We start from the raw sequence: 24625 nt of genomic DNA, 5'->3' as shown, positions 1-24625 counted from the left end.
GGCGTCAACCCCGTATAACCCGAAGAGTTCCGAAAGCGGTGCGATGCGGGCAGGGGCGGTCATCTGCCCGAACGTGCCCGGTCAAGAGGCAGCCGGTAGGCGTCGATACGCGCCGACTTCAGTTCAGCTCTCCGGATCTCAGCTCTGCGTTACCAACACTTGACGCGTGGTGACAATGCAGCGCAAGGGCGGCGACCGGACGATGGACGACCAGGGGCGAGGGCCGGGCCCGCGTCCTGACGTCGGCGGTGACGCACCCCCCGATCGCAGACCGTCGGGCCCCCTGCCGTACGAAGGGGTCTGGCGCTTCACCGCCCCTGCCGTCGACGCCTCCGTGCCGCAGGCGCGCCGCGCCGTCCGCGACCTGCTCGCCCGCCAGGGGGTCCCCCTCACGGACGACCTGCTCCATGGGCTGCTGCTGATCGTCTCCGAGCTGGTGACCAACGCGGTCAAACACGCGGCGCTGCTCTCCCCGACGATCGCCGTGGAGGTCGCCGTCGGGGCCGAGTGGGTGCGGGTCGCGGTGGAGGACAACCACCCGTACCGCCCGAGCGCCCTGGAGGCCGACCACGCCCGGACCGGGGGCCGGGGGCTGCTGCTGGTCCGTGAGATCAGCAGGGAGGCGGGCGGTGTGTGCGACGTGGAGCACACGGCGAGCGGCGGCAAGGTGATCTGGGTCGCCCTGCCGCTGCACCCCGTACGTCTCGGCTAGCTCATCGCGTACGCCGTACCGGGCTCACCCGGTGAGCCCGGCGCCCCTCACCATCCCGCGGACTCGCCCGTCAGCTCCCTGACCGCGGGACGGGCGGCGTCCAGGACGGTCATGAACCAGGCGGAGAACGTGTCCCGTGCGTGCCGCTCCGCCAGCTCCGCCGGTGTCACGAAGGCCGCAGCCCCGACCTCCTCGGGATCGGGGCTCAGCGGCGACTGCACCAGTCCCACGAAGAGATGGTTGAACTCCTGCTCCACCAGGCCCGAGGCGGGATCCGGGTGGTTGTAGCGGACCGTTCCCGCCTCGGCGAGCAGCGTCGGCGACACCCCGAGCTCCTCGTACGTCCGCCGGGCCGCCGCCGCGAAGGGCGCCTCGCCCGGGTACGGGTGGCCGCAGCACGTGTTCGACCAGACGCCCGGGGAGTGGTACTTGCCGAGGGCGCGCTGCTGGAGCAGCAGCCGACCGTACTCGTCGAAGAGGAACACGGAGAAGGCCCGGTGCAGTTGTCCGGGCGGCTGGTGGGCAGCGAGCTTCTCCGCCGTGCCGATCGTGGTGCCGTTCTCGTCGACCAGTTCCAGCAGGATCGCATCCGTGCTGCCTCCCCCAGAGCCTTCAAGGCCTGGGCGGTGCCCCCATGGTGAACTGTGCATCGCGGTGGCAGGTGTGATCGCCATACCCATCCTTCGCCTCGTTCGTCGAGCCCCAAGTCTGCCGCACGAAACCAGCACTTCCGGCACTTCGCGCGGCTCCGCATGTCCCCCTCCGGCACCCCGGCGGGGGACGGAGCGAGATGCGGTGATCACAGGCCGAAACCGGCCGTTCATCAGATCGTGCCCGGCCCCGGGGGCGGGGAACCGCCCAGTTCAAGCGCTCCGATCGCCCCGTGGGTGCGTCGAGCCCGGGCCGGACGCCCTGGCGGGAAGAGGACGCGCCAGGGTACTACGGCCGCCCGGGCCCGCAGCGCGTGATGGTCAGTGGCACAGCTTCGCCTCGTGCTCCGCGTGGCCGCTCGGCTCCAGCTGGAAGGTGCAGTGCTCGACGTCGAAGTGGTCACCGAGGCAGCCCTGGAGCTCGTGGAGCATCTTCTCGTTGCCTATGGCGTTCAGGGTGTCCGGGCTGACCACCACATGGGCGGAGAGAACGGGCATACCGGAGGTGATGGTCCAGGCGTGCAGATCGTGGACGTCCTCGACGCCGGGCAGGGCGAGTATGTGGGCGCGCACCTCCGCCATGTCCACGCCCTTGGGGGCGGACTCCAGCAGGACGTCGAGGGTCTCGCGCAGCAGCTTCACCGTACGGGGCACGATCATCAGGCCGATGACGAGCGAGGCGATCGGGTCGGCGGCCTGCCAGCCCGTCGTCAGGATCACCACCCCGGAGACCAGCACCGCCACGGAACCCAGCGCGTCCGCCACCACCTCCAGGAACGCGCCCCGCACGTTGAGGCTCTCCTTCTGCCCCCGCATCAGCAGCGTGAGCGAGATCATGTTCGCCACCAGACCGATCAGCGCGAACGTGATGGCGAGCCCGCCCTTGGTCTCGGCCGGCGTGATGAAGCGCTCGATCGCCTCGTACAGGAGGTAGCCGCCGACGCCGAGCAGCAGCAGGCAGTTGGCGAGCGCTGCGAGGATCTCGGCGCGCGCGTACCCGAACGTGCGCTGGTCGCTCGCCGGGCGTCCCGCGAAGTGGATCGCGAGCAGCGCCATCGCCAGTCCCACGGCGTCGGTGGCCATGTGGGCCGCGTCCGCGATGAGCGCGAGCGAATCCGCGAGGATGCCGCCGACGATCTGGACCACCATGACGGCGAGCGTGATCGTCAGCGCGACCCTCAGTTTCCCGCGGTACGCCGCCGTCGCCGTACCACCGGCCGGCGCTCCGTGCGCGTGCCCGTGATCGTGCCCAGCCCCCATGATTCCGCCCTTCCAGATGCGTTCGGGAGGCCCAGTGAACTACGGGCGGGGGGTATGGGGCAACGCGGCACTGAACACCGTTGTCATGTGCCCTGACCTGCGGAAACGAAGCGCAGGTCAGAGGCTCGGGGAGATCATCCGCCGTGGTGCAGCCGCCATCCGGCCCAGGCGGACTCGACCATCTCGCGCACCCCGAGCCGGGCCGTCCAGCCCAGCTCCCGGGCCGCCAGCCCGGCCGAGGCGACCGCCCGCGGGGCGTCACCGGGACGGCGCCCCTCGACCAGCGGGGCGCGCCGGTCGCCGCTCACCTCGCCGATGAGGGCGACGAGTTCACGGACCGAGACCCCCTCGCCGCGGCCGATGTTGACCGTCAGGTCGCCCGTGGCGCCCGCGTCCAGCCGCCGGGCCGCCATGAGGTGCGCCTCGGCGAGGTCGGCGACGTGGATGTAGTCGCGGACGCACGTGCCGTCCGGCGTCGGATAGTCGTCGCCGAAGACGCGCGGTGCCTGGTCGCGCGTGAGCCGGTCGAAGACCATCGGGATCACGTTGAAGACACCCGTGTCCGCCAGCTCCGGCGCGGCCGCTCCCGCCACGTTGAAGTAGCGCAGGCACACGGTCGCGATGCCGTGCGCCCGGCCCGCCGCCCGCACCAGCCACTCCCCGGCGAGCTTCGTCTCGCCGTACGGGCTCATCGGAGCGCACGGGGTGTCCTCGGTGATGAGGTCCACGTCCGGGTTGCCGTAGACGGCCGCGGACGAGGAGAACAGGAACCGCTCGATACCCGCCTCGGCCACCGCCTCCAGGAGCGTCGCGAGGCCGCCCACGTTCTCCTGGTAGTAGCGCGTCGGCTGCGCCACGGACTCGCCGACCTGTTTCCGGGCCGCGAGATGCACCACACCGGTCACCGAGTGCTCGGCCAGCACCCGCTTCAGCAGCTCGGGGTCCTGTGCCGAACCCCGCACCAGCGGGATGCCCTCGGGGAGCCGAGCCGGTACCCCGGCCGACAGATCGTCGAGCGCCACCACGCGTTCTCGGGCACCGGCCATGGCCCGCGCCACATGCGCCCCGATGTATCCGGCCCCACCTGTGATCAGCCACGTCATGGCTCCCCACCCTAATCCCGGGGCCCGGGCCCCGTACCCAATGCCGGGAATGCGCCGATCTGCGAAAGTGCCGGCCGGCAGCGGTTTGTGACATGGCCCCGCGATCCCCGATGATGATCGCGGCACAGGCGCAGCAGAGTGGGTTGAGCGGGCCGTGAACGGCCGGTGAACGCCCCCTTCTCCTCATCCGATAGCCTCTGCCGACACGCCGCCCGGCCGCAGTGGGCCAGGGGTGCCCTCACACGCACACGCCCGGCGCCACCGCGTCGGCACCCAGGGAGTGAGTTCGTCTGTCGACCGCCATCCTCACCGGTCAGCCGGTGCCCGGATCGTCGCTGGAGGGCGATCTGCGGTCGCTCGGCTTCGACGTTCGGGTCGCTTCCGGCGCCGGTGACGCCGAGACGCTTCTCGCCCAGGTCCCCGCCGGCCAGCGGGTCGCCCTGGTCGACGCCCGCTTCGTGGGCCACGTCCACGCGCTGCGCCTGGGCCTCACCGATCCCCGTTTCCCGGCCGCCGCACTGCCCGGCGCCGTGACCGCCCAGCCCGACGCCCGCCAGGCCCTGACCCGCGCGGTGGCCCGCGAGAGCTCCGCCGTGTCCGGCCATACTGCCGTCGCCGTGGACAACCTCGCCGACCGCGTCACGGCGGCCCTCGACACGGACGGTGTGGCCGTGCACCGCCCCGAGCTCGGCAGCCTCGTGGCCGTGGTCCCCGCCGACCCGCAGGCCCGCAACGAGGCCCGCCAGGCCGTGGCCTCCGTCGACGACGAGGCCGTACGTCTGCGTACGGCGGTGAAGTCCCGTGACGGCTTCTTCACCACGCACTTCATCAGCCCCTACTCCCGCTACCTCGCCCGATGGTGCGCCCGCCGCGGTCTGACCCCCAACCAGGTCACCACCGCCTCCTTGCTCACCGCCCTGATCGCCGCGGGCTGCGCGGCAACCGGCACCCGCGGCGGCTTCGTCGCGGCCGGTGCGCTCCTCATCCTCTCCTTCGTCCTCGACTGCGCCGACGGCCAACTCGCCCGCTACTCACTGCAGTACTCGACACTGGGCGCCTGGCTCGACGCCACCTTCGACCGCGCCAAGGAGTACGCCTACTACGCGGGCCTCGCCCTCGGAGCGGCCCGCGGCGGCGACGACGTGTGGGCGCTCGCCCTCGGCGCGATGGTGCTGCAGACGTGCCGCCATGTCGTCGACTTCTCCTTCAATGAGGCAAACGCCGACAGTACGGCCGCCACCGCCAACGCCAGCCCCACCGCGGCCCTTTCGGACCGGCTCGACAGCGCCGGCTGGACGGTGTGGCTACGCCGGATGATCGTCCTGCCGATCGGCGAACGCTGGGCGATGATCGCCGTACTGACGGCCGTCACCACGCCCCGTATCACCTTCTACGCGCTGCTCATCGGGTGCGCGTTCGCCGCGACTTACACCACGGCGGGGCGCGTCCTGCGGTCGTTGACGCGCAAGGCGCGGCGGACGGACCGGGCGGCCGAGGCGCTGGCGGACCTCGCGGACAGCGGCGCGCTCGCCCAGGCGCTGGTGCGGCTGCTGCGGAAGCTGCCCGCCAAGCCGCCGTTCGGCGCACGGGTCTTCGTCACGCTGCCCGGCGCTGTGATTCTCGTCGCGGCAGCATGGCGTGAGCCGTACGGCAGTTGGCTGCCCGTCGGCGCCGCCGTCCTCTACACGCTCACCTCCGCCGCCGCCGTCGCACTGCCCCTCAAGGGCGCCCTGGACTGGCTCGTTCCCCCCTTCCTCCGCGCCGCCGAGTACGGCACGGTCCTGCTACTGGCGGCCAAAGCCGAGGTGAACGGAGCCCTTCCCGCGGCGTTCGGGCTGGTGGCGGCCGTCGCCTACCATCACTACGACACGGTGTACCGCATCCGCGGCAACGCCGGCGCGCCACCGCAGTGGCTGGTGCGGGCGATCGGCGGTCACGAAGGCAGGACGCTGCTGGTCACCGTTCTGGCCGCGCTGCTCGCGCCCACAGAGTTCAAGGTCGCGCTCACGGCTCTCGCCGTGGCCGTGGCGCTGGTGGTGCTCGCCGAGAGCATCCGCTTCTGGGTCTCCGCAGGAGCACCCGCCGTACACGATGAAGGAGAACCCGCATGATCGGCCTCGTGCTGGCGGCCGGCGCCGGACGGCGTCTGCGCCCCTACACCGACACGCTGCCCAAGGCACTGGTGCCGGTGGGACCGGAGGGCAACGAGGACAGCCTCACCGTCCTGGACCTGACCCTCGGCAACTTCGCCGAGATCGGCCTGACCGAGGTCGCGATCATCGTCGGGTACCGCAAGGAGGCCGTCTACGAGCGGCGCGAGGCCCTGGAGCAGAAGTACGGCCTCAAGATCACCCTCATCGACAACGACAAGGCCGAGGAGTGGAACAACGCCTACTCCCTGTGGTGCGGCCGTGACGCCATCAAGCACTCGGTGATCCTCGCCAACGGCGACACCGTGCACCCGGTCTCCGTCGAGAAGACCCTGCTCGCCGCCCGCGGTGACGGCAAGAAGATCATCCTCGCCCTCGACACGGTGAAGTCCCTCGCCGACGAGGAGATGAAGGTCGTCGTCGGCCCCGAGGGCGGCATGACGAAGATCACCAAGCTGATGGACCCGGCCGAGGCGACCGGCGAGTACATCGGCGTCACCCTCATCGAGGGCGAGGCCGCCGACGAGCTGGCCGACGCGCTGAAGACGGTCTTCGAGACCGACCCGCAGCAGTTCTACGAGCACGGCTACCAGGAGCTGGTGAACCGCGGCTTCCGTATCGACGTCGCGCCCATCGGCGATGTCAAGTGGGTCGAGATCGACAACCACGACGACCTCGCCAAGGGACGTGAGATCGCGTGCCAGTACTGACGAGGCTCATCCCCTCGCCGATCGTCGTCGACATCCGCGCCGGTGCGCTCGACGACCTGGCGGCGGTCCTCGCGGACCAGCGGATCTCGTCCTCCGGTCGGCTGGCCGTCGCGATCAGCGGCGGCTCCGGCGCCGTGCTGCGCGACCGGGTGAGCCCGGCGCTGCCGAAGGCCGACTGGTTCGAGGTCGGCGGCGGCACCCTGGACGACGCGATCAAGCTGGCCGACGCGATGAAGCGCGGGCGCTACGACGCGGTCGTGGGCCTGGGCGGCGGCAAGATCATCGACTGCGCCAAGTTCGCCGCCGCGCGCGTCGGGCTGCCCCTGGTCGCCGTCGCGACGAACCTGTCGCACGACGGCCTGTGCTCGCCCGTCGCGACCCTCGACAACGACGCGGGCCGCGGCTCGTACGGTGTGCCGAACCCCATCGCGGTCGTCATCGACCTCGACGTCATCCGCGAGGCCCCCGTCCGTTTCGTACGCTCCGGCATCGGTGACGCCCTGTCCAACATCTCCGCGGTCGCGGACTGGGAGCTCGCCAACCGGGAGAGGGGCGAGGCGATCGACGGTCTCGCGGCCGCGATGGCCCGTCAGGCCGGCGAGGCCGTGCTGCGCCACCCCGGCGGCGTGGGCGACGACGGCTTCCTCCAGGTGCTCGCCGAGGGTCTGGTCCTGACCGGTATCTCGATGTCGGTCGCGGGTGACTCCCGCCCTGCCTCCGGCGCCTGCCACGAGATCAACCACGCCTTCGACCTGCTCTTCCCCAAGCGCGCCGCGAGCCACGGCGAGCAGTGCGGACTGGGCGCGGCCTTCGCGATGTACCTGCGCGGAGCCAAGGAGGAGTCGGCGTTCATGGGCGAGGTGCTCCACCGCCACGGCCTGCCGGTACTGCCGGAGGAGATCGGCTTCACGCCGGAGGAGTTCGTCCAGGTCGTGGAGTTCGCCCCGCAGACCCGGCCCGGCCGCTACACGATCCTCGAACACCTCGACCTGTCCACCGACCAGATCAGGGACGCGTACGCCGACTATGCCAAAGCCATCGGTAGCTGAACTCCGCCCGGTCGTTCACCCCCCGGGTGTGAAGGACCGGCGGAGCGGCGAGCACTGGGCCGGCCGGCTCTACATGCGCGAGATCTCGCTGCGCATCGACCGGCACCTGGTGAACACGCGGGTCACGCCCAACCAGCTGACCTACCTGATGACCCTCTTCGGCGTCCTCGCCGCCCCGGCGCTGCTGGTGCCGGGGATCGCGGGCGCCGTGCTCGGTGTGCTGATGGTCCAGCTCTACCTGCTGCTGGACTGCGTCGACGGTGAGATAGCGCGCTGGAAGAAGCAGTACTCACTCGCCGGGGTGTACCTGGACCGCGTCGGCGCCTATCTGTGCGACGCCGCGGTCCTGGTCGGCTTCGGTCTGCGCGCCGCCGACCTGTGGGGCTCCGGACGGATCGACTGGCTGTGGGCCTTCCTCGGCACCCTCGCCGCCCTCGGCGCCATCCTGATCAAGGCCGAGACGGACCTCGTCGGGGTCGCCCGTCACCAGACGGGCAAGGCGCCGGTCGAGGAGTCGGCGTCCGTGCCGCGCTCGTCCGGCATGGCGCTGGCCCGCAGGGCCGCCGCCGCGCTGAAGTTCCACCGCCTCGTCCTCGGCGTCGAGGCGTCCCTGCTGATCCTGGTCCTCGCTTTCCTGGACCAGGCCAGGGGCGACCTGTTCTTCTCGCGGCTCGGTGTCGCCGTACTGGCGGGCATCGCGCTCCTCCAGACCGTGCTGCACCTGGTGTCCATCCTCGCCTCCAGCAGGCTGAAGTGAGCAGCGGTATGAAGGTCGGCGCGGTCATCATCACCATGGGCAACCGCCCCGACGAACTGCGCGCCCTCCTCGACTCGGTCGCCAAGCAGGACGGCGACCCGGTCGAGGTGGTCGTCGTCGGCAACGGCTCCCCGGTACCGGAGGTCCCCGCGGGCGTACGCACCGTCGAGCTGCCGGAGAACCTTGGCATACCCGGCGGCCGCAACGTCGGTATCGAGGCCTTCGGCCCCGGCGGTACCGACGTGGACGTCCTGCTGTTCCTCGACGACGACGGCCTGCTCGCCCGCAACGACACCGCCGAGCTCTGCCGCGAGGCCTTCGAGGCCGACCCGGAGCTCGGCATCATCAGCTTCCGTATCGCCGACCCGGACACCGGCGTCACCCAGCGGCGCCACGTACCCCGGCTGCGCGCCTCCGACCCGATGCGTTCCTCCCGGGTGACCACCTTCCTCGGCGGCGCCAACGCCGTCCGCACAAAGGTTTTCGCCGAAATCGGAGGACTTCCGGACGAATTCTTCTACGCACACGAGGAAACCGACCTGGCATGGCGGGCTCTCGACGCGGGCTGGATGATCGACTACCGGTCCGACATGGTGCTGTACCACCCCACGACCGCGCCCTCACGGCACGCGGTCTACCACCGCATGGTGGCGCGCAACCGCGTCTGGCTCGCGCGCCGCAACCTCCCCGCGCTCCTGGTGCCGGTCTACCTGGGCGTCTGGATGCTCCTGACGCTGCTCCGCAGGCCGTCGCGGCCCGCCCTGAAGGCCTGGTTCGGCGGGTTCCGGGAGGGGTGGCGGAGCGCCTGCGGTCCCCGCAGGCCCATGAAGTGGCGTACGGTGTGGCGTCTGACCCGTCTGGGCCGACCTCCTGTCATCTGACAAGCTCGAAATCTGAGAGCATTCGGCGGTACCCGCGGTTCCAGGTTTCCACCTCGGTCCGACCAGGCTGCGCACTTTTGAGGACGAAAGCTTCCATCTGTGAGTGAGACAACGCATGACGGTGGAGTCGCCGTGAGCGACCGGCCGTCGCCCGACGAGGGACTCTCCGCCGCCGAGCTGGCCGCCAAGTACGGGCTCGCGGTCAGCGGAGCCCGGCCCGGACTCGGCAGTTACGTCCGCCAGCTCTGGGGGCGGCGCCACTTCATCCTCGCCTTCTCCCAGGCGAAGCTCACCGCCCAGTACAGCCAGGCCAAGCTCGGCCAGCTCTGGCAGGTGGCGACCCCGCTGCTCAACGCGCTGGTGTACTTCCTGATCTTCGGCCTGATCCTGAACGCCGACCGGGGCTTCACACGGGAGGTGTACATCCCCTTCCTGGTCACGGGTGTGTTCGTCTTCACCTTCACACAGAGCTCGGTGATGGCGGGCGTCCGCGCGATCTCCGGCAACCTCGGTCTGGTCCGGGCCCTGCACTTCCCGCGTGCCTCACTGCCGATCTCGTTCTCGCTCCAGCAGCTTCAGCAGCTGCTCTTCTCGATGATCGTGCTGTTCGCCGTCGCGATCGGGTTCGGCAGCTACCCGCGTCTGTCCTGGGTGCTCATCGTCCCCGTACTGGCGCTGCAGTTCCTGTTCAACACCGGCCTGGCGATGATCTTCGCGCGCATGGGCGCCAAGACCCCGGACCTCGCCCAGCTGATGCCGTTCGTGATGCGTACGTGGATGTACGCGTCCGGCGTGATGTTCTCGATCCCGGTGATGCTCGCCGACCACCCCAAGTGGATCGCCGACATCCTCCAGTGGAACCCCGCCGCCATCTACATGGACCTGATGCGCTTCGCGCTGATCGACGGGTACGGCAGCGAGAACCTGCCCCCGCACGTGTGGGCGGTCGCGGCCGGCTGGGCCGCGCTCGTCGCGCTCGGCGGTTTCGTGTACTTCTGGAAGGCGGAGGAGAGGTACGGCCGTGGCTGAGTCACATGTCCCCACCGTCGTCGCCGACGAACTGCACATCGTCTACCGCGTGAACGGTGCGAAGACCGGCAAGGGCAGCGCCACCTCGGCCCTCAGCCGGATCCTCAGGCGCGGCGAGGAGCGCGGCGTGCGCAAGGTGCACGCCGTCAAGGGCGTCTCGTTCATCGCCTACCGCGGCGAGGCCATCGGACTGATCGGCTCCAACGGCTCCGGCAAGTCCACCCTCCTGCGCGCCATCGCCGGCCTGCTCCCCGCAGAGAAGGGCAAGGTCTACACCGACGGCCAGCCCTCCCTCCTCGGTGTCAACGCGGCCCTGATGAACGATCTGACGGGCGAACGGAACGTCATCCTCGGCGGGCTCGCGATGGGCATGAGCCGCGAGCAGATCAAGGAGCGCTACCAGGGGATCGTCGACTTCTCCGGCATCAACGAGAAGGGCGACTTCATCACCCTGCCGATGCGCACCTACTCGTCCGGTATGGCGGCCCGACTGCGCTTCTCCATCGCGGCCGCCAAGGACCACGACGTCCTGATGATCGACGAGGCGCTGGCCACCGGTGACCGGAAGTTCCAGAAGCGCTCCGAGGCCCGCATCCGCGAGCTGCGCAAGGAGGCCGGCACGGTGTTCCTGGTCAGCCACAACAACAAGTCGATCCGCGACACCTGCGACCGCGTCCTGTGGCTGGAGCGCGGCGAGCTGCGGATGGACGGGCCCACCGAAGAGGTCCTCAAGGAGTACGAGAAGTTCACGGGCAAGTAGCCCGCCACCCGGGGCCCGTCCGGCCCCGTCCCCAGCACGTCCCGGACCCCGCCGGAACGCCTCCGGCGGGGTCCCTCGTGCGCGGGGAGCCCGCTGTTCCGCACGGGTTCGTCCCGCCGGGGGCGGAGGGCCCAACTCCGGTTCGGTTCACAAGGCTTGACGCCAATCGGTGCGTTGTTGTGATGCGCGGGACACCCGGACAGGGCATGGCGCGTGTACAACGTAAGCTGTACCGGTGCCCAATCACGGCAAGTAGGGCCATAATGCGCGAGACCCGGCACCCGCCGCACCGGCCGACCACTGGCGGCGTGTCCGAAATAGTGTGAATTGGGTCGGCAGTGTAGAACGGGAGATGTGACGGCAATGGTTACGGAAACTCCCCACCTCCGCGACGCCCGTGCCGTCCCCGCGCCGGGTGACGAGCGGTGACCGAAGCCGGGACGGCGCGCACCGGCGACCCGGAGCGCGGCACCCTTGACAAGGCCGCGGCCGAGAACTTCCCCGTGGCGCCGTTCTTCCTGCCCGGGGCCTGGCGCACCGACCTCATGGCCGTCTACGGCTTCGCCCGCCTCGTCGACGACATCGGCGACGGCGACCTCGCCCCCGGCGGCGCCGACGCCCGACTGCTGGGCGTGTCCCCCGACGAGGCCGAGGACCGGTCGGCCCTGCTGGACGCCTTCGAGACCGACCTGCGCAGGGTGTTCGACGGGGGCCCCCGCCACCCGCTGCTGCGCCGCCTCCAGCGGACCGTCCGGCGCCGCTCCCTGACACCCGAGCCCTTCCTCGGCCTGATCGCCGCCAACCGCCAGGACCAGCTCGTCAAGCGATACGAGACATACGACGACCTCCTGGCCTACTGCGAGCTGTCCGCCAACCCCGTCGGCCGCCTCGTCCTCGCCGTCACCGGCACCTCGACACCCGAACGCGTGCGCCGCTCCGACGCCGTCTGTACGGCACTCCAGATCGTCGAACACCTCCAGGACGTGGCCGAGGATCTCGGCCGCGACCGTATCTATCTGCCCACCGCGGACATGAAGCGCTTTCATGTCCAGGAGGCGGATCTCGCCGCGACCACAGCAGGCGCATCGGTGCGCGCACTGCTTGCCTACGAAGCACAACGCGCCCGTGACCTGCTGGATGAGGGCCTCCCCCTGGTGGGTAGCGTCCACGGCAGGCTGAGGCTGCTCCTTGCGGGGTTCGTGGCGGGGGGAAGGGCGGCCATCCACGCGATCGCCGCCGCCGAATACGACGTACTTTCCGGCCCGCCCAAGCCCGGCAGGCTCCGACTGCTGCGCGAGACGGGCGTGACTCTGCGAGGAGAGGGGTGATCCGGACCGTGGAGTCTTCTCCATCCGTGTCCGCACCGGTACTCGCCGCCTACAGCTACTGCGAGGCCGTCACCGGACAGCAGGCCCGTAACTTCGCGTACGGCATCAGGCTGCTGCCGACGCCCAAGCGCCGCGCGATGTCCGCGGTCTACGCGTTCTCACGGCGCGTCGACGACATCGGCGACGGCGCGCTCGACCCCGGCGTCAAGGCGGCCAGGCTCGAGGACACCCGCGCCCTGCTCGCCCGCGTCCGCGAGGAAGGCGTCGACGAGGACGAGACCGACCCGGTCGCGGTCGCCCTCGCGCACGCGGCCGGGCAGTTCCCGATTCCCCTCGGCGGCCTCGACGAACTCATCGACGGCGTCCTGATGGACGTACGCGGCGAGGCCTACGAGACCTGGGACGACCTCAGGCGCTACTGCCGCTGTGTGGCGGGCGCCATCGGGCGGGTCTCCCTGGGAGTGTTCGGTACGGAGCCGGGGGCGCGCGGCGTCGAGCGGGCCGCCGAGTACGCCGACACGCTCGGACTGGCGCTCCAACTCACCAACATCCTCAGGGATGTGCGCGAGGACGCCGCGGGTGGACGCACCTATCTGCCCGCCGACGATCTCGCCAAGTTCGGCTGCTCCGCCGGGTTCGGCGGTCCTGTTCCACCGCCCGACTCCGACTTCGCGGGCCTCGTCCACTTCGAAGTGCGGCGGGCCCGTGCCCTGTTCGCCGAGGGCTACCGGCTGCTTCCCATGCTCGACCGGCGCAGCGGCGCCTGTGTCGCCGCCATGGCCGGTATCTACCGCCGCCTCCTGGGCCGTATCGAGCGTGAGCCGGAGGCCGTGCTGCGCGGCCGCGTCTCACTGCCCGGGCGCGAGAAGGCGTATGTCGCCGTACGCGGACTGTCGGGTCTCGACGCCCGTCATGTGTCCCGCCGTACCGTCAGCCGAACCGTCAGGAGGCGTGTCTGATGGACAATCCGGCCCAAGGTGAACCCATCGGGGAAAAGTGGCACGCAACCCTCCGCGGCCCGGTCGCGTCCCAGACTGCGACGGCCTGCCGTGGACGTTTCAGGCACCTCGGGCGGGTCGTGGGGGAGGGTGCGTGATGACCGACGGCACACAGCCCGACGGGCTGCTCGACGCGGACAGTCCGGGCAGCCCCGCAGTGAAGTCGGGCGCGCGCCGCCTTCCGGCAGGGGCGGCCGACGGGCGCACGGCCGTGGTGGTCGGCGGCGGGCTCGCCGGGATCACCGCAGCTCTGTCACTGGCCGACGCCGGGGTGCGCGTGACGCTGCTCGAAGGGCGGCCACGGCTCGGCGGGCTCGCCTTCTCCTTCCAGCGCGCCGACCTGACCGTCGACAACGGACAGCATGTGTATCTGCGCTGCTGCACCGCGTACCGCTGGTTCCTCGACCGTGTCGAGGGGGCCCCGCTCGCACCGTTGCAGCGCCGTCTCGACGTGCCCGTCCTCGACGCCGAGGGCAGGCCCGGGCGCAGGCTCGGCAGACTGCGGCGCGACGCGCTGCCCGTACCCCTGCACCTCGGGCGCAGCCTCGCGACGTACCCGCATCTCTCGCTCGCCGAGCGTGCCCGGGTGGGGCGTGCCGCACTGGCGCTCAAGGCACTCGACCTCGCCGACCCGGCGCTCGACGCACAGGACTTCGGCAGCTGGCTGGCCGCGCACGGCCAGTCGGCTCGTGCCGTCGCGGCACTGTGGGACCTCGTGGGGGTCGCCACCCTCAACGCGGTGGCCGGCGAGGCCTCCCTCGGACTCGCCGCGATGGTCTTCAAGACGGGTCTGCTGTCCGACCCCGGCGCGGCCGACATCGGCTGGGCGCGCGTCCCGCTGGGTGAACTGCACGACCGGCTCGCCCGCAAGGCCCTCGACTCGGCGGGCGTCCGTACCGTACTCCGGACCCGCGTCACCTCCGTCTCCCCCCGCGGGAACGGGCGTTGGGAGGTCCAGTTGCCCGGCGAGAGCCTCGACACGGACGCGGTCGTCCTCGCCGTACCGCAGCGCGAGGCACACGACCTGCTGCCCGCGGGTGCGCTCGACCATCCCGAGCGGCTGCTGGAGATCGGTACCGCGCCGATCCTCAACGTCCATGTGGTGTACGACCGGAAGGTGCTGGACAAGCCGTTCTTCGCGGCGCTCGGCACACCGGTGCAGTGGGTCTTCGACCGGACCGCTGCGTCCGGTCTGGGCGAGGGCCAGTACCTGGCGCTGTCCCAGTCCGCCGCGAGGGACGAGATCGACGCACCCGTGTCCGTGCTGCGCGAGCGGTACCTGCCGGAGCTGGAGCGGCTGCTGCCCGCCACCCGGGGCGCGGTCGTACGGGACTTCTTCGTGACCCGGGAGCGCACGGCGACGTTCGCCCCCGCACCCGGTGTCGGGCGGCTGCGGCCCGGCGCCCGCACCAAGGCCCCCGGCCTGTACCTGGCCGGAGCGTGGACCGCCACAGGGTGGCCCGCGACCATGGAGAGTGCGGTCCGCAGTGGCATCAGCGCGGCGCACGCCGCACTGGGCGCCCTGGGCGGATCCCGCGACCACCTCTTCGCCTTCGAGGAGGCGGCTTGATGCTCGATCAGCGACGCGCGGCAGACTCCCGCACCTCCCGCACCGCAACAAGAGGAGAGACTGTGCCCACTGTGCCCCCGGCCTCGACGGCCGCTCGAGAGACCGCGGTGGACGTGACCGCGCTCCTGGAGCGTGGCCGGACCCTGGCCACCCCGGTGCTGCGGGCGGCCATCGACCGACTGGCGCCGCCCATGGACACCGTCGCCGCCTACCACTTCGGCTGGATCGACGCCCGGGGAAACCCGGCCGACGGCGACGGCGGCAAGGCCGTGCGCCCCGCGCTCGCCGTGCTGTCCGCCGAGGTCACCGGGGCGGCCCCCGAGACCGGCATCCCCGGCGCGGTCGCGGTCGAACTGGTGCACAACTTCTCGCTGCTGCACGACGACCTGATGGACGGCGACGAACAGCGCCGCCACCGCGACACCGTCTGGAAGGTGCACGGCCCCGCCCAGGCCATCCTCGTGGGTGACGCCCTCATGGCGCTCGCCAACGAGATCCTCCTGGAACTCGGCACCGTTGAGGCCGGCCGCGCCACCCGCCGGCTGACCACGGCCACCCGCGCCCTCATCGACGGCCAGGCCCAGGACATCTCCTACGAGCACCGCGACCGCGTCAGCGTCGAGGAGTGCCTGGAGATGGAGGGCAACAAGACCGGCGCGCTGCTGGCCTGCGCCTGCTCCATCGGCGCGGTACTCGGCGGGGCCGACGACCGTACGGCCGACGCGCTGGAGAAGTACGGCTACCACCTCGGCCTCGCCTTCCAGGCCGTCGACGACCTGCTGGGCATCTGGGGCGACCCGGTGTCCACCGGCAAGCAGACCTGGAGCGACCTGCGCCAGCGCAAGAAGTCCCTGCCGGTCGTGGCCGCGCTCGCGGCGGGCGGCGAGGCGTCCGAGCGGCTCGGCGAGATCCTCGCCGCCGACGCCAAGACCAGCGACTTCGAGAACTTCTCCGAGGAGGAGTTCGCCGCCCGCGCCGCCCTCATCGAGGAGGCCGGCGGGCGCGACTGGACCGCCGAGGAGGCGCGCCGCCAGCACCGGATCGCCGTCGAGGCCCTGGACGAGATCCATATGCCGGACCCGGTGCGGGACCGGTTCGTGGCGGTCGCCGACTTCGTCGTCGTACGAAAGAGGTGATCACGACCGAGGAAGAGACGAGCCCTCCCGGTCGAATAGGCCTCGCGTAGTCGCCGGCCGGTGCCGGCCCCCGAGCTTCCGTCCGCTCCCGGACAGGGCCTCGGGGCACAGGGACAGCACCGGCCGACGGCGGACCCACAGCAGAGACGTACCACTGCACGAAGGGGAAGCCATGACAGCGACGACCGACGGAAGCACCGGGGCACCACCACCGCCCCGGGCGGCCTCGGCCAGCGACACCGACACGGAAACCGACACCCCGGGGGCGGCAGGGGTTCCTGATGCCGCCGTGCGTGCGATACAGCGCGCCACCGACTTCCTCCTCGCCCGCCAGGACGCCCAGGGATGGTGGAAGGGCGACCTCGAGACCAACGTCACGATGGACGCGGAGGACCTGCTGCTCCGTCAGTTCCTGGGCATCCGCGACGAGAAGACCACGCGGGCGGCCGCCCTCTTCATCCGCGGCGAGCAACGCGAGGACGGCACCTGGGGCACCTTCTACGGCGGGCCCGGGGAACTCTCCACCACCATCGAGGCGTACGTCGCCCTGCGCCTCGCCGGAGACGCGCCGGACGCCCCGCACATGGCGAGGGCGTCGGAGTGGATCCGCGCCCGGGGCGGTATCGCCGCGTCGCGCGTCTTCACCCGGATCTGGCTCGCCCTGTTCGGCTGGTGGAAGTGGGAGGACCTGCCCGAACTCCCGCCGGAGCTCATGTACTTCCCGACGTGGATGCCGCTGAACATCTACGACTTCGGGTGCTGGGCACGGCAGACCATCGTGCCTTTGACCATCGTCTCCGCGAAGCGGCCGGTACGGCCCGCGCCCTTCCCACTCGACGAGCTGCACACCGACCCGGGCAGCCCGAATCCGCCCAGGCCCCTCGCTCCGGCGGCGAGTTGGGACGGCGTGTTCCAGCGCCTCGACAAGGTCCTGCACGGCTACCGCAGAGTGGCGCCGAAGCGACTGCGCCGGGCGGCCATGAACAACGCGGCACGCTGGATCATCGAGCGGCAGGAGAACGACGGCTGCTGGGGCGGCATCCAGCCCCCGGCCGTGTACTCGGTCATCGCCCTCCACCTGCTGGGCTATGACCTCGGGCATCCCGTCATGCGCGCCGGCCTCGAGTCCCTGGACCGGTTCGCCGTGTGGCGCGAGGACGGGGCCCGGATGATCGAGGCCTGCCAGTCGCCGGTGTGGGACACCTGTCTCGCGACCATCGCCCTCGTCGACGCCGGGCTGCCCGCCGACCATCCGCAGCTGGTGAGGGCCGCGGACTGGATGCTCGGCGAGGAGATCGTCCGGCCCGGCGACTGGGCGGTGCAAAGACCCCAGCTGCCGCCCGGGGGCTGGGCGTTCGAGTTCCACAACGACAACTACCCCGACATCGACGACACCGCAGAGGTCGTCCTCGCGCTGCGCCGCGTCAAGCACCCCGACCCGGAGCGCGCGGACCGGGCGATCGCGCGTGCCGTGCGCTGGAACCTCGGCATGCAGTCGAGGAACGGCGCGTGGGGCGCCTTCGACGTCGACAACACCAGTCCCTTCCCGAACAAGCTGCCCTTCTGCGACTTCGGCGAGGTCATCGACCCGCCGTCCGCCGATGTCACCGCGCATGTCGTGGAGATGCTGGCCGTCGAGGGGCTCGCCCATGACGAGCGCACCCGCCGGGGCATCGAGTGGCTGCTCGCCGAACAGGAGCCGAACGGCTCGTGGTTCGGGCGCTGGGGCGTCAACTACGTGTACGGCACGGGGTCGGTCGTCCCCGCGCTGGTAGCCGCGGGACTGCCCGCCTCGCACCCGGCGGTCCGCCGGGCCGTCGCCTGGCTGGAGACCGTGCAGAACGACGACGGCGGCTGGGGCGAGGACCTGCGCTCGTACCGGGACAGCGCCGGGTGGAGCGGCAAGGGCGCCTCCACCGCCTCCCAGACCGCGTGGGCGCTGCTCGCGCTGCTGGCGGCGGGGGAGCGGGAGTCGAAGGCCGTGGAGCGCGGGATCGAGTGGCTGGCGGGCACCCAGCGGGAGGACGGCTCCTGGGACGAGCCGTACTTCACCGGGACCGGGTTCCCGTGGGACTTCTCGATCAACTACCACCTCTACCGCCAGGTCTTCCCGCTGACGGCGCTCGGCCGGTACGTCCATGGAGAGCCGTTCGCGGAGAGGGCGGAGGAGCCCGGGAGGGACGGGAACGCCGAGGCGGTCGCGAAGGCCGGGAGGCCCGAGGAGGCCGGGAGGCCCGAGGAGGTCGAGAGGCCCGGGAAGGCGGACAAGGACGGTGAGGGCGGCGAGGCCGCCGTGTCGGTGAAGGGGAGCTGATGTGAGCGACGCTCCCGCCCCGGCCCCGCTGCTGATCGCCTGCGCGCTCGGCATCGAGCGGCTCGCCCTGCGCAGGGCGAGCCGCGGCGGCGACGGGGCCCCGGCCGTCCTGCTGCGCACCGGCATGGGGCCGAGGGCCGCCGAGCGCTCCGTCACCCGGATGCTCGCCGCCCCGGCCCTGCGCGGGGCAGCCGTCCTGGCCACCGGCTTCTGCGCCGGGCTCGCGCCCGGTATGCACCCGGGTGACCTCGTCGTGGCGGAGGAGACGCGGTACCCGGACGGCGCCACCACGCCGTGTGTGGGCACCGAACTGCTGGTGAAGGAGCTGGTGCGCCTCGTGCCCGGGCGCACCGTCCACACCGGGCCGCTCACCGGCTCCCACCATGTCGTACGCGGGCACGAACGGTCGGAACTGCACTCCACCGGCGCCATCGCGGTCGACATGGAGTCCGCGGCCACGCTCCACAGCGCCCTCCGCCGGGGCGCACGCCCGGTTGCGGCCGTCCGGGTGGTCGTGGACGCTCCAGAACATGAACTAGTCCGGATCGGCACGGTACGCGGTGGAATATCTGCTTTCCGCGTCCTTCGTGCCGTCGTTCCCGCTTTCTTCGAATGGCACCGTTCCTTGCTGCTCCCCAGGAGGTGAGCCAGATGGCCATGCCGCTCCGCCAGTCCATCAAGGTGGCGACGTATCTCGCCGAACAGAAGCTGCGCCGGCGGGACAAGTTTCCGCTCATCGTCGAGCTGGAACCACTCTTCGCCTGCAATCTGAAGTGCGAGGGCTGTGGCAAGATCCAGCATCCGGCCGGGGTGCTCAAGCAGCGCATGCCGGTGGCGCAGGCCGTGGGCGCGGTGCTGGAATCCGGTGCGCCGATGGTCTCGATCGCCGGCGGCGAGCCCTTGATGCATCCTCAGATCGACGAGATCGTGCGGCAGTTGGTCGCCCGGCGGAAATACGTCTTCCTGTGCACCAACGCCATGCTGCTGCGCAAGAAGATGGGCACGTTCAAGCCCTCGCCGTACTTCGCGTTCGCCGTGCACATCGACGGGCTGCGGGAGCGGCACGACGAGTCCGTGGCGAAGGAGGGGGTGTTCGACGAGGCCGTGGAGGCCATCAAGGAGGCCAAGCGGCGCGGCTTCCGGGTGACCACCAACTCGACCTTCTTCAACACCGACACCCCGCAGACCGTCATCGAGGTCCTCAACTACCTCAACGACGACCTCAAGGTCGACGAGATGATGATCTCGCCCGCCTACGCCTACGAGAAGGCACCCGACCAGGAGCACTTCCTGGGCGTGGAGCAGACCCGCGAGCTGTTCAGGAAGGCCTTCGCCGGCGGCAACCGGCGTCGCTGGCGGCTGAACCACTCGCCGCTGTTCCTCGACTTCCTGGAGGGCAGGGTCGACTTCCCGTGCACCGCGTGGGCGATCCCCAACTACTCGCTCTTCGGCTGGCAGCGGCCCTGCTACCTGATGAGCGACGGGTACGTCCCGACGTACCGGGAGCTCATCGAGGAGACCGACTGGGACAAGTACGGCCGCGGCAAGGACCCGCGCTGTGCCAACTGCATGGCGCACTGCGGCTACGAGCCGACCGCCGTCCTCGCCACCATGGACTCGCTCAAGGAGTCGCTGCGCGCCATGCGCGAGACCGTCTCCGGAAACCACGGGTGACGCCATGACCGCCGTGTCCCTGGGCGTTCCCGAAGTACCCGTCCGGCCGATCGCGGAGCGCCGCGTCTCGCGGCGGATCCAGGTCGGTCCGGTCGCGGTGGGGGGCGGGGCCCCGGTGTCGGTGCAGTCGATGACGACGACCCGTACGTCGGACATCGGGGCGACGCTCCAGCAGATCGCGGAGCTCACCGCGTCCGGCTGCCAGATCGTCCGGGTCGCCTGCCCCACGCAGGACGACGCCGACGCCCTCGCCACCATCGCCCGCAAGTCGCAGATCCCGGTGATCGCGGACATCCACTTCCAGCCGAAGTACGTGTTCGCGGCGATCGAGGCGGGCTGTGCGGCCGTGCGGGTGAACCCCGGGAACATCAAGCAGTTCGACGACAAGGTCAAGGAGATCGCGCGGGCCGCGACGGACCACGGCACCCCGATCCGTATCGGCGTGAACGCGGGCTCGCTCGACAAGCGACTCCTGAAGAAGTACGGCAGGGCCACGCCCGAGGCGCTGGTCGAGTCGGCGCTGTGGGAGGCGTCGCTCTTCGAGGAGCACGGCTTCCGGGACATCAAGATCTCGGTCAAGCACAACGACCCGGTGGTCATGGTCAACGCCTACCGACAGCTCGCGGCCCGGTGTGACTACCCGCTGCACCTGGGGGTGACCGAGGCCGGTCCCGCCTTCCAGGGCACGATCAAGTCCGCCGTGGCCTTCGGGGCGCTGCTCAGCGAGGGCATCGGCGACACCATCCGGGTCTCGCTGAGCGCGCCGCCCGCCGAGGAGGTCAAGGTCGGCATCCAGATCCTTCAGTCGCTGGGGCTGAGGGAGCGGCGGCTGGAGATCGTGTCGTGTCCGTCGTGCGGGCGTGCCCAGGTCGACGTGTACAAGCTGGCCGACGAGGTCACGGCCGGTCTCGAGGGGATGGAGGTGCCGCTGCGCGTCGCGGTCATGGGCTGCGTCGTCAACGGCCCCGGGGAGGCGCGCGAGGCGGATCTGGGGGTCGCCTCGGGCAACGGAAAGGGCCAGATCTTCGTGAAGGGCGAGGTCATCAAGACCGTACCCGAGTCGAAGATCGTGGAGACCCTCATCGAAGAGGCGATGAAGATCGCCGAGCAGATGGAGCGGGACGGCGTCGCGTCGGGGGAGCCGGCGGTCACCGTGAGCCGATGAGCACGGATTGAACAGCACGGATCGAGAGGGGGCCCGAGCGTGACGATTCTGGAGAGCATCCGGGGACCACGCGACCTGAAGGCGCTGTCCGAGGCGGAACTCGGTGAACTGTCCGACGAGATCAGGGAGTTCCTGGTGCACGCGGTCGCCAGGACCGGAGGCCATCTCGGGCCCAACCTGGGGGTGGTGGAACTGACCATCGCGCTCCACCGGGTCTTCGAGTCGCCGGTCGACCGCATCCTGTGGGACACCGGTCACCAGAGCTATGTGCACAAGCTGCTGACCGGTCGCCAGGACTTCTCCAAGCTGCGCGGCAAGGGAGGCCTGTCCGGCTACCCGTCGCGCGAGGAGTCCGAGCACGACGTCATCGAGAACAGCCACGCCTCCACCGCCCTCGGCTGGGCCGACGGGCTCGCCAAGGCCCGGCAGGTGCGGGGGGAGAAGGGCCATGTCGTCGCGGTCGTCGGCGACGGCGCGCTCACCGGCGGTATGGCGTGGGAGGCGCTCAACAACATCGCGGCCGCCAAGGACCGGCCCCTGATCATCGTCGTCAACGACAACGAGCGGTCGTACGCCCCGACCATCGGCGGCCTCGCGAACCACCTCGCGACCCTGCGCACGACCGACGGCTACGAGAAGGTCCTGGCCTGGGGCAAGGACGTGCTGCTCAGTACACCGGTCGTCGGCCACACCCTGTACGAGTCGCTGCACGGCGCGAAGAAGGGCTTCAAGGACGCCTTCGCCCCGCAGGGCATGTTCGAGGACCTGGGCCTGAAGTACGTCGGGCCGATCGACGGCCATGACGTGGGCGCCGTCGAGTCGGCGCTCCGGCGCGCGAAACGCTTCCACGGGCCCGTGCTGGTCCACTGCCTCACCGAGAAGGGACGCGGGTACGAGCCCGCGCTCGCCCACGAGGAGGACCACTTCCACACCGTCGGCGTGATGGACCCGCTCACCTGCGCGCCGCTCACGCCCGCGGGCGGACCGTCCTGGACCTCGGTGTTCGGCGACGAGATCGTACGGATCGGAGAGCAGCGCGAGGACGTCGTCGCGATCACCGCGGCCATGCTGCACCCGGTGGGGCTCGGCCCGTTCGCCGAGCGGTTCCCCGACCGTGTGTGGGACGTGGGGATAGCCGAACAGCACGCCGCGGTGTCGGCGGCCGGACTCGCGACCGGCGGACTGCACCCGGTCGTCGCCGTCTACGCCACCTTCCTCAACCGCGCCTTCGACCAGCTCCTGATGGACATCGCGCTGCACCGCTGCGGAGTGACGTTCGTACTGGACCGGGCCGGGATCACGGGAGTCGACGGGCCCTCGCACAACGGCATGTGGGACATGTCGGTCCTCCAGGTCGTACCGGGGCTGCGGATCGCGGCGCCGCGCGACGCCGAGCAGTTGCGTGCCCAGCTGAGGGAGGCGGTCGCCGTCGACGACGCGCCGACGCTCGTCCGGTTCCCGAAGGAGTCCGTGGGCCCGGAGATCCCGGCCGTGGACCGAGTGGGCGGCATGGACGTGCTGCACCGCTTCCCCGGGGGCGCCGACGTGCTGCTGGTGGCCGTCGGCGTCATGGCCCCGGTCTGCCTCCAGGCCGCGGAACTGCTGCAGGCCCGCGGTATCGGCTGCACCGTCGTCGACCCGCGCTGGGTCAAGCCCGTCGACCCCGCGCTGCCCGGACTCGCCGCCGAGCACCGGCTGGTGGCCGTGGTCGAGGACAACAGCCGGGCGGCCGGTGTCGGCGCGGCGGTCGCACTGGCCCTCGGGGACGCCGACGTGGACGTGCCCGTACGGCGGTTCGGCATCCCGGAGCAGTTCCTCGCGCACGCCAAGCGGGGCGAGGTGCTGGCCGACATCGGCCTCACACCGGTCGAGATCGCCGGGCGGATCAGCGCCTGCCTGGCCGCCAAGGACGAGCTCGCCAAGGAGAAACAGGAATGACCACCGCCGAACCCGCAGCCGGGACCGAGGAGTTCGACCTCGGCCGGCTCCTGGCCGAGCGTGGGGCCGAGCGCTACGAGCTCCACGCCCGGCACCTCAACCACCAGCTCCCGCGCATGCTGCACACCATCGGCTTCGACAAGGTCTACGAGCGTGCCGCGGGCGCGCACTTCTGGGACGCGGACGGCAACGACTACCTCGACATGCTCGCCGGGTTCGGGGTGATGGGCCTCGGCCGCCACCACCCCGTCGTCCGCAAGGCGCTGCACGACGTCCTCGACGCCTCCCTCGCCGACCTCACCCGCTTCGACTGCCAGCCGCTGCCGGGGCTCCTCGCCGAGAAGCTCCTCACCCACAGCCCCCATCTGGACCGGGTCTTCTTCGGCAACAGCGGTACGGAGGCCGTCGAGACCGCGCTGAAGTTCGCCCGGTACGCGACGGGGAAGCCGCGGATCCTGTACTGCGCGCACGCCTTCCACGGGCTGACCACCGGCTCGCTGTCCGTGAACGGCGAGTCGGGCTTCCGGGACGGGTTCGCGCCGCTGCTGCCCGACACGGCCGTACCGCTCGGCGATCTCGACGCCCTGGCGGGGGAGTTGAAGCAGGGCGACGTGGCCGCCCTCATCGTCGAACCGATCCAGGGCAAGGGCGTGTACGAGGCCCCGCCCGGCTATCTGCGCTCCGCCCAGGAACTGCTGCACAAGCACAAGGCGCTGCTGATCGCCGACGAGGTGCAGACGGGGCTCGGGCGCACCGGCGACTTCTACGCCCACCAGCACGAGGAGGGTGTGGAGCCGGACCTGGTGTGCGTGGCGAAGGCGCTCTCCGGGGGCTATGTGCCGCTCGGCGCCACCCTCGGCAAGGACTGGATCTTCAAGAAGGTCTACTCGTCGATCGACCGCGTCCTCGTCCACTCGGCGAGCTTCGGCTCCAACGCCCAGGCCATGGCAGCCGGTCTCGCCGTGCTGTCGGTCATGGAGAACGAGCAGATCGTGGCGGGCGCCAGGGCGACGGGGGAGCGGCTGAAGTCCCGGCTCGGGGCGCTCGTCGACAAGTACGAGCTGCTCAGTGACGTACGCGGCCGGGGACTGATGATCGGCATCGAGTTCGGGAAGCCCAGATCGCTGGGGCTGCGCAGCCGGTGGGCCATGCTCCAGGCCGCGCGCAAGGGGCTGTTCGCGCAGATGGTGGTCGTACCGCTGCTGCAGCGGCACCGGATCCTGACCCAGGTCTCCGGGGACCACCTGGAGGTCATCAAGCTGATCCCGCCGCTGGTCATCGACGAGCAGGACGTGGACCGGTTCGTCGACGCCTTCACCGAGGTGATGGACGACGCGCACGGCGGGAGCGGACTGATGTGGGACTTCGGGAAGACCCTGGTGAAGCAGGCGGTGGCCAACCGCTAGCTTTCCTCGCCCCCGCCGCCCCTACCCGTCCCGTC

General features: G+C 70.9%; 22 protein-coding genes. 19 read left to right on the top strand and 3 right to left on the bottom strand.

Annotated elements, in window-relative coordinates; all coding sequences use genetic code 11:
* The first annotated feature begins 202 nt into the window (after positions 1-202).
* Complete coding sequence (locus FNH04_RS12575) at positions 203-712, top strand: ATP-binding protein (protein ID WP_152783496.1); 510 nt, start codon at positions 203-205, stop codon at positions 710-712.
* A gap of 47 nt (positions 713-759) precedes the next feature.
* On the opposite strand, the gene idi is transcribed toward FNH04_RS12575, so the two are convergent.
* The 3 genes from idi to galE form a co-directional block, all read right to left on the bottom strand.
* The gene (idi, locus tag FNH04_RS12570; RefSeq protein WP_386573887.1) at positions 760-1386 is read right to left on the bottom strand and encodes an isopentenyl-diphosphate Delta-isomerase; all 627 of its coding nucleotides are present in this window, start codon (positions 1384-1386) and stop codon (positions 760-762) included.
* A gap of 297 nt (positions 1387-1683) precedes the next feature.
* Complete coding sequence (locus tag FNH04_RS12565; RefSeq protein ID WP_152783471.1) at positions 1684-2622, bottom strand: cation diffusion facilitator family transporter; 939 nt, start codon at positions 2620-2622, stop codon at positions 1684-1686.
* 134 nt (positions 2623-2756) lie between these two features.
* Positions 2757-3725 (bottom strand): UDP-glucose 4-epimerase GalE, encoded by a 969-nt coding sequence (gene galE, locus FNH04_RS12560; RefSeq protein WP_152783469.1) that lies wholly within the window; start codon positions 3723-3725, stop codon positions 2757-2759.
* Between the two features lie 290 nt (positions 3726-4015).
* Between galE and FNH04_RS12555 the strand changes: the two genes are divergently transcribed.
* The 18 genes from FNH04_RS12555 to FNH04_RS12475 all read left to right on the top strand — a co-directional run bounded on the left by FNH04_RS12555 (position 4016) and on the right by FNH04_RS12475 (position 24590).
* Entirely contained in the window at positions 4016-5836 is a 1821-nt protein-coding gene (locus tag FNH04_RS12555) for a DUF5941 domain-containing protein (protein ID WP_152783466.1), read from the top strand.
* Positions 5833-6585 (top strand): phosphocholine cytidylyltransferase family protein, encoded by a 753-nt coding sequence (locus FNH04_RS12550; RefSeq protein ID WP_099966170.1) that lies wholly within the window; start codon positions 5833-5835, stop codon positions 6583-6585. The genes FNH04_RS12555 and FNH04_RS12550 overlap by 4 nt, the downstream gene beginning before the upstream one ends.
* On the top strand, positions 6573-7634 hold the full coding sequence (locus FNH04_RS12545; RefSeq protein WP_322722974.1) for an iron-containing alcohol dehydrogenase family protein: 1062 nt from the start codon (positions 6573-6575) through the stop codon (positions 7632-7634). The genes FNH04_RS12550 and FNH04_RS12545 overlap by 13 nt, the downstream gene beginning before the upstream one ends.
* Positions 7612-8391, top strand: coding sequence for a CDP-alcohol phosphatidyltransferase family protein (locus tag FNH04_RS12540; protein ID WP_152783464.1), 780 nt, complete (start codon positions 7612-7614; stop codon positions 8389-8391). The genes FNH04_RS12545 and FNH04_RS12540 overlap by 23 nt, the downstream gene beginning before the upstream one ends.
* 8 nt (positions 8392-8399) lie before the next feature.
* A complete protein-coding gene (locus FNH04_RS12535; RefSeq protein ID WP_152783489.1) occupies positions 8400-9272 on the top strand; it encodes a glycosyltransferase family 2 protein in 873 nt (290 codons plus the stop codon).
* Between the two features lie 99 nt (positions 9273-9371).
* Positions 9372-10301 carry an ABC transporter permease gene (locus tag FNH04_RS12530; protein WP_322722973.1) on the top strand — a complete coding sequence of 310 codons (930 nt, stop codon included), beginning with the start codon at positions 9372-9374 and terminating at the stop codon, positions 10299-10301.
* Positions 10294-11061, top strand: a complete 768-nt coding sequence (locus tag FNH04_RS12525) for an ABC transporter ATP-binding protein (protein ID WP_322722972.1) — start codon at positions 10294-10296, stop codon at positions 11059-11061. Before FNH04_RS12530 ends, FNH04_RS12525 begins: the two co-directional genes overlap by 8 nt.
* Positions 11062-11486: 425 nt before the next feature.
* Positions 11487-12389: a squalene synthase HpnC gene (gene hpnC / locus FNH04_RS12520; RefSeq protein WP_322722971.1), complete on the top strand. Its 903-nt coding sequence runs from the start codon at positions 11487-11489 to the stop codon at positions 12387-12389.
* Positions 12386-13348 (top strand): presqualene diphosphate synthase HpnD, encoded by a 963-nt coding sequence (hpnD, locus tag FNH04_RS12515; RefSeq protein ID WP_322722970.1) that lies wholly within the window; start codon positions 12386-12388, stop codon positions 13346-13348. The genes hpnC and hpnD overlap by 4 nt, the downstream gene beginning before the upstream one ends.
* Positions 13348-13485 carry a DUF6380 family protein gene (locus FNH04_RS49370; protein ID WP_228031315.1) on the top strand — a complete coding sequence of 46 codons (138 nt, stop codon included), beginning with the start codon at positions 13348-13350 and terminating at the stop codon, positions 13483-13485. Before hpnD ends, FNH04_RS49370 begins: the two co-directional genes overlap by 1 nt.
* Complete coding sequence (hpnE, locus tag FNH04_RS12510) at positions 13485-14957, top strand: hydroxysqualene dehydroxylase HpnE (protein WP_152783462.1); 1473 nt, start codon at positions 13485-13487, stop codon at positions 14955-14957. Before FNH04_RS49370 ends, hpnE begins: the two co-directional genes overlap by 1 nt.
* Before the next feature lie 71 nt (positions 14958-15028).
* On the top strand, positions 15029-16093 hold the full coding sequence (locus tag FNH04_RS12505; protein ID WP_322722976.1) for a polyprenyl synthetase family protein: 1065 nt from the start codon (positions 15029-15031) through the stop codon (positions 16091-16093).
* 172 nt (positions 16094-16265) lie between these two features.
* The gene (gene shc, locus FNH04_RS12500) at positions 16266-18407 is read left to right on the top strand and encodes a squalene--hopene cyclase (RefSeq protein ID WP_228031314.1); all 2142 of its coding nucleotides are present in this window, start codon (positions 16266-16268) and stop codon (positions 18405-18407) included.
* Between the two features lies 1 nt (position 18408).
* Entirely contained in the window at positions 18409-19053 is a 645-nt protein-coding gene (locus FNH04_RS12495; protein WP_322722969.1) for a phosphorylase family protein, read from the top strand.
* A 5-nt stretch (positions 19054-19058) separates the two neighbouring features.
* On the top strand, positions 19059-20081 hold the full coding sequence (gene hpnH, locus FNH04_RS12490) for an adenosyl-hopene transferase HpnH (protein ID WP_152783458.1): 1023 nt from the start codon (positions 19059-19061) through the stop codon (positions 20079-20081).
* A 4-nt stretch (positions 20082-20085) separates the two neighbouring features.
* Entirely contained in the window at positions 20086-21246 is a 1161-nt protein-coding gene (ispG, locus tag FNH04_RS12485; RefSeq protein ID WP_152783457.1) for a flavodoxin-dependent (E)-4-hydroxy-3-methylbut-2-enyl-diphosphate synthase, read from the top strand.
* A 39-nt stretch (positions 21247-21285) separates the two neighbouring features.
* Positions 21286-23184 (top strand): 1-deoxy-D-xylulose-5-phosphate synthase, encoded by a 1899-nt coding sequence (dxs, locus tag FNH04_RS12480; RefSeq protein WP_322722968.1) that lies wholly within the window; start codon positions 21286-21288, stop codon positions 23182-23184.
* On the top strand, positions 23181-24590 hold the full coding sequence (locus FNH04_RS12475) for an aspartate aminotransferase family protein (protein ID WP_152783455.1): 1410 nt from the start codon (positions 23181-23183) through the stop codon (positions 24588-24590). Before dxs ends, FNH04_RS12475 begins: the two co-directional genes overlap by 4 nt.
* The last annotated feature ends 35 nt before the right edge of the window (positions 24591-24625 follow it).

The organism is Streptomyces phyllanthi (genome assembly GCF_009377205.1).
Classification (GTDB): domain Bacteria; phylum Actinomycetota; class Actinomycetes; order Streptomycetales; family Streptomycetaceae; genus Streptomyces; species Streptomyces phyllanthi.
This window is presented reverse-complemented; position numbering and strand designations above follow the sequence as displayed.

What these genes read in the sequence shown, in the direction of transcription:
- FNH04_RS12575 (WP_152783496.1), top strand. Translation starts at nt 203, where the DNA reads ATGGACGACCAGGGGCGAGGGCCGGGCCCGCGTCCTGACGTCGGCGGT.
- idi (WP_386573887.1), bottom strand. Translation starts at nt 1,386, where the DNA reads ATGGCGATCACACCTGCCACCGCGATGCACAGTTCACCATGGGGGCAC.
- FNH04_RS12565 (WP_152783471.1), bottom strand. Translation starts at nt 2,622, where the DNA reads ATGGGGGCTGGGCACGATCACGGGCACGCGCACGGAGCGCCGGCCGGT.
- galE (WP_152783469.1), bottom strand. Translation starts at nt 3,725, where the DNA reads ATGACGTGGCTGATCACAGGTGGGGCCGGATACATCGGGGCGCATGTG.
- FNH04_RS12550 (WP_099966170.1), top strand. Translation starts at nt 5,833, where the DNA reads ATGATCGGCCTCGTGCTGGCGGCCGGCGCCGGACGGCGTCTGCGCCCC.
- FNH04_RS12540 (WP_152783464.1), top strand. Translation starts at nt 7,612, where the DNA reads ATGCCAAAGCCATCGGTAGCTGAACTCCGCCCGGTCGTTCACCCCCCG.
- FNH04_RS12535 (WP_152783489.1), top strand. Translation starts at nt 8,400, where the DNA reads ATGAAGGTCGGCGCGGTCATCATCACCATGGGCAACCGCCCCGACGAA.
- FNH04_RS49370 (WP_228031315.1), top strand. Translation starts at nt 13,348, where the DNA reads ATGGACAATCCGGCCCAAGGTGAACCCATCGGGGAAAAGTGGCACGCA.
- hpnE (WP_152783462.1), top strand. Translation starts at nt 13,485, where the DNA reads ATGACCGACGGCACACAGCCCGACGGGCTGCTCGACGCGGACAGTCCG.
- shc (WP_228031314.1), top strand. Translation starts at nt 16,266, where the DNA reads ATGACAGCGACGACCGACGGAAGCACCGGGGCACCACCACCGCCCCGG.
- hpnH (WP_152783458.1), top strand. Translation starts at nt 19,059, where the DNA reads ATGGCCATGCCGCTCCGCCAGTCCATCAAGGTGGCGACGTATCTCGCC.
- ispG (WP_152783457.1), top strand. Translation starts at nt 20,086, where the DNA reads ATGACCGCCGTGTCCCTGGGCGTTCCCGAAGTACCCGTCCGGCCGATC.
- FNH04_RS12475 (WP_152783455.1), top strand. Translation starts at nt 23,181, where the DNA reads ATGACCACCGCCGAACCCGCAGCCGGGACCGAGGAGTTCGACCTCGGC.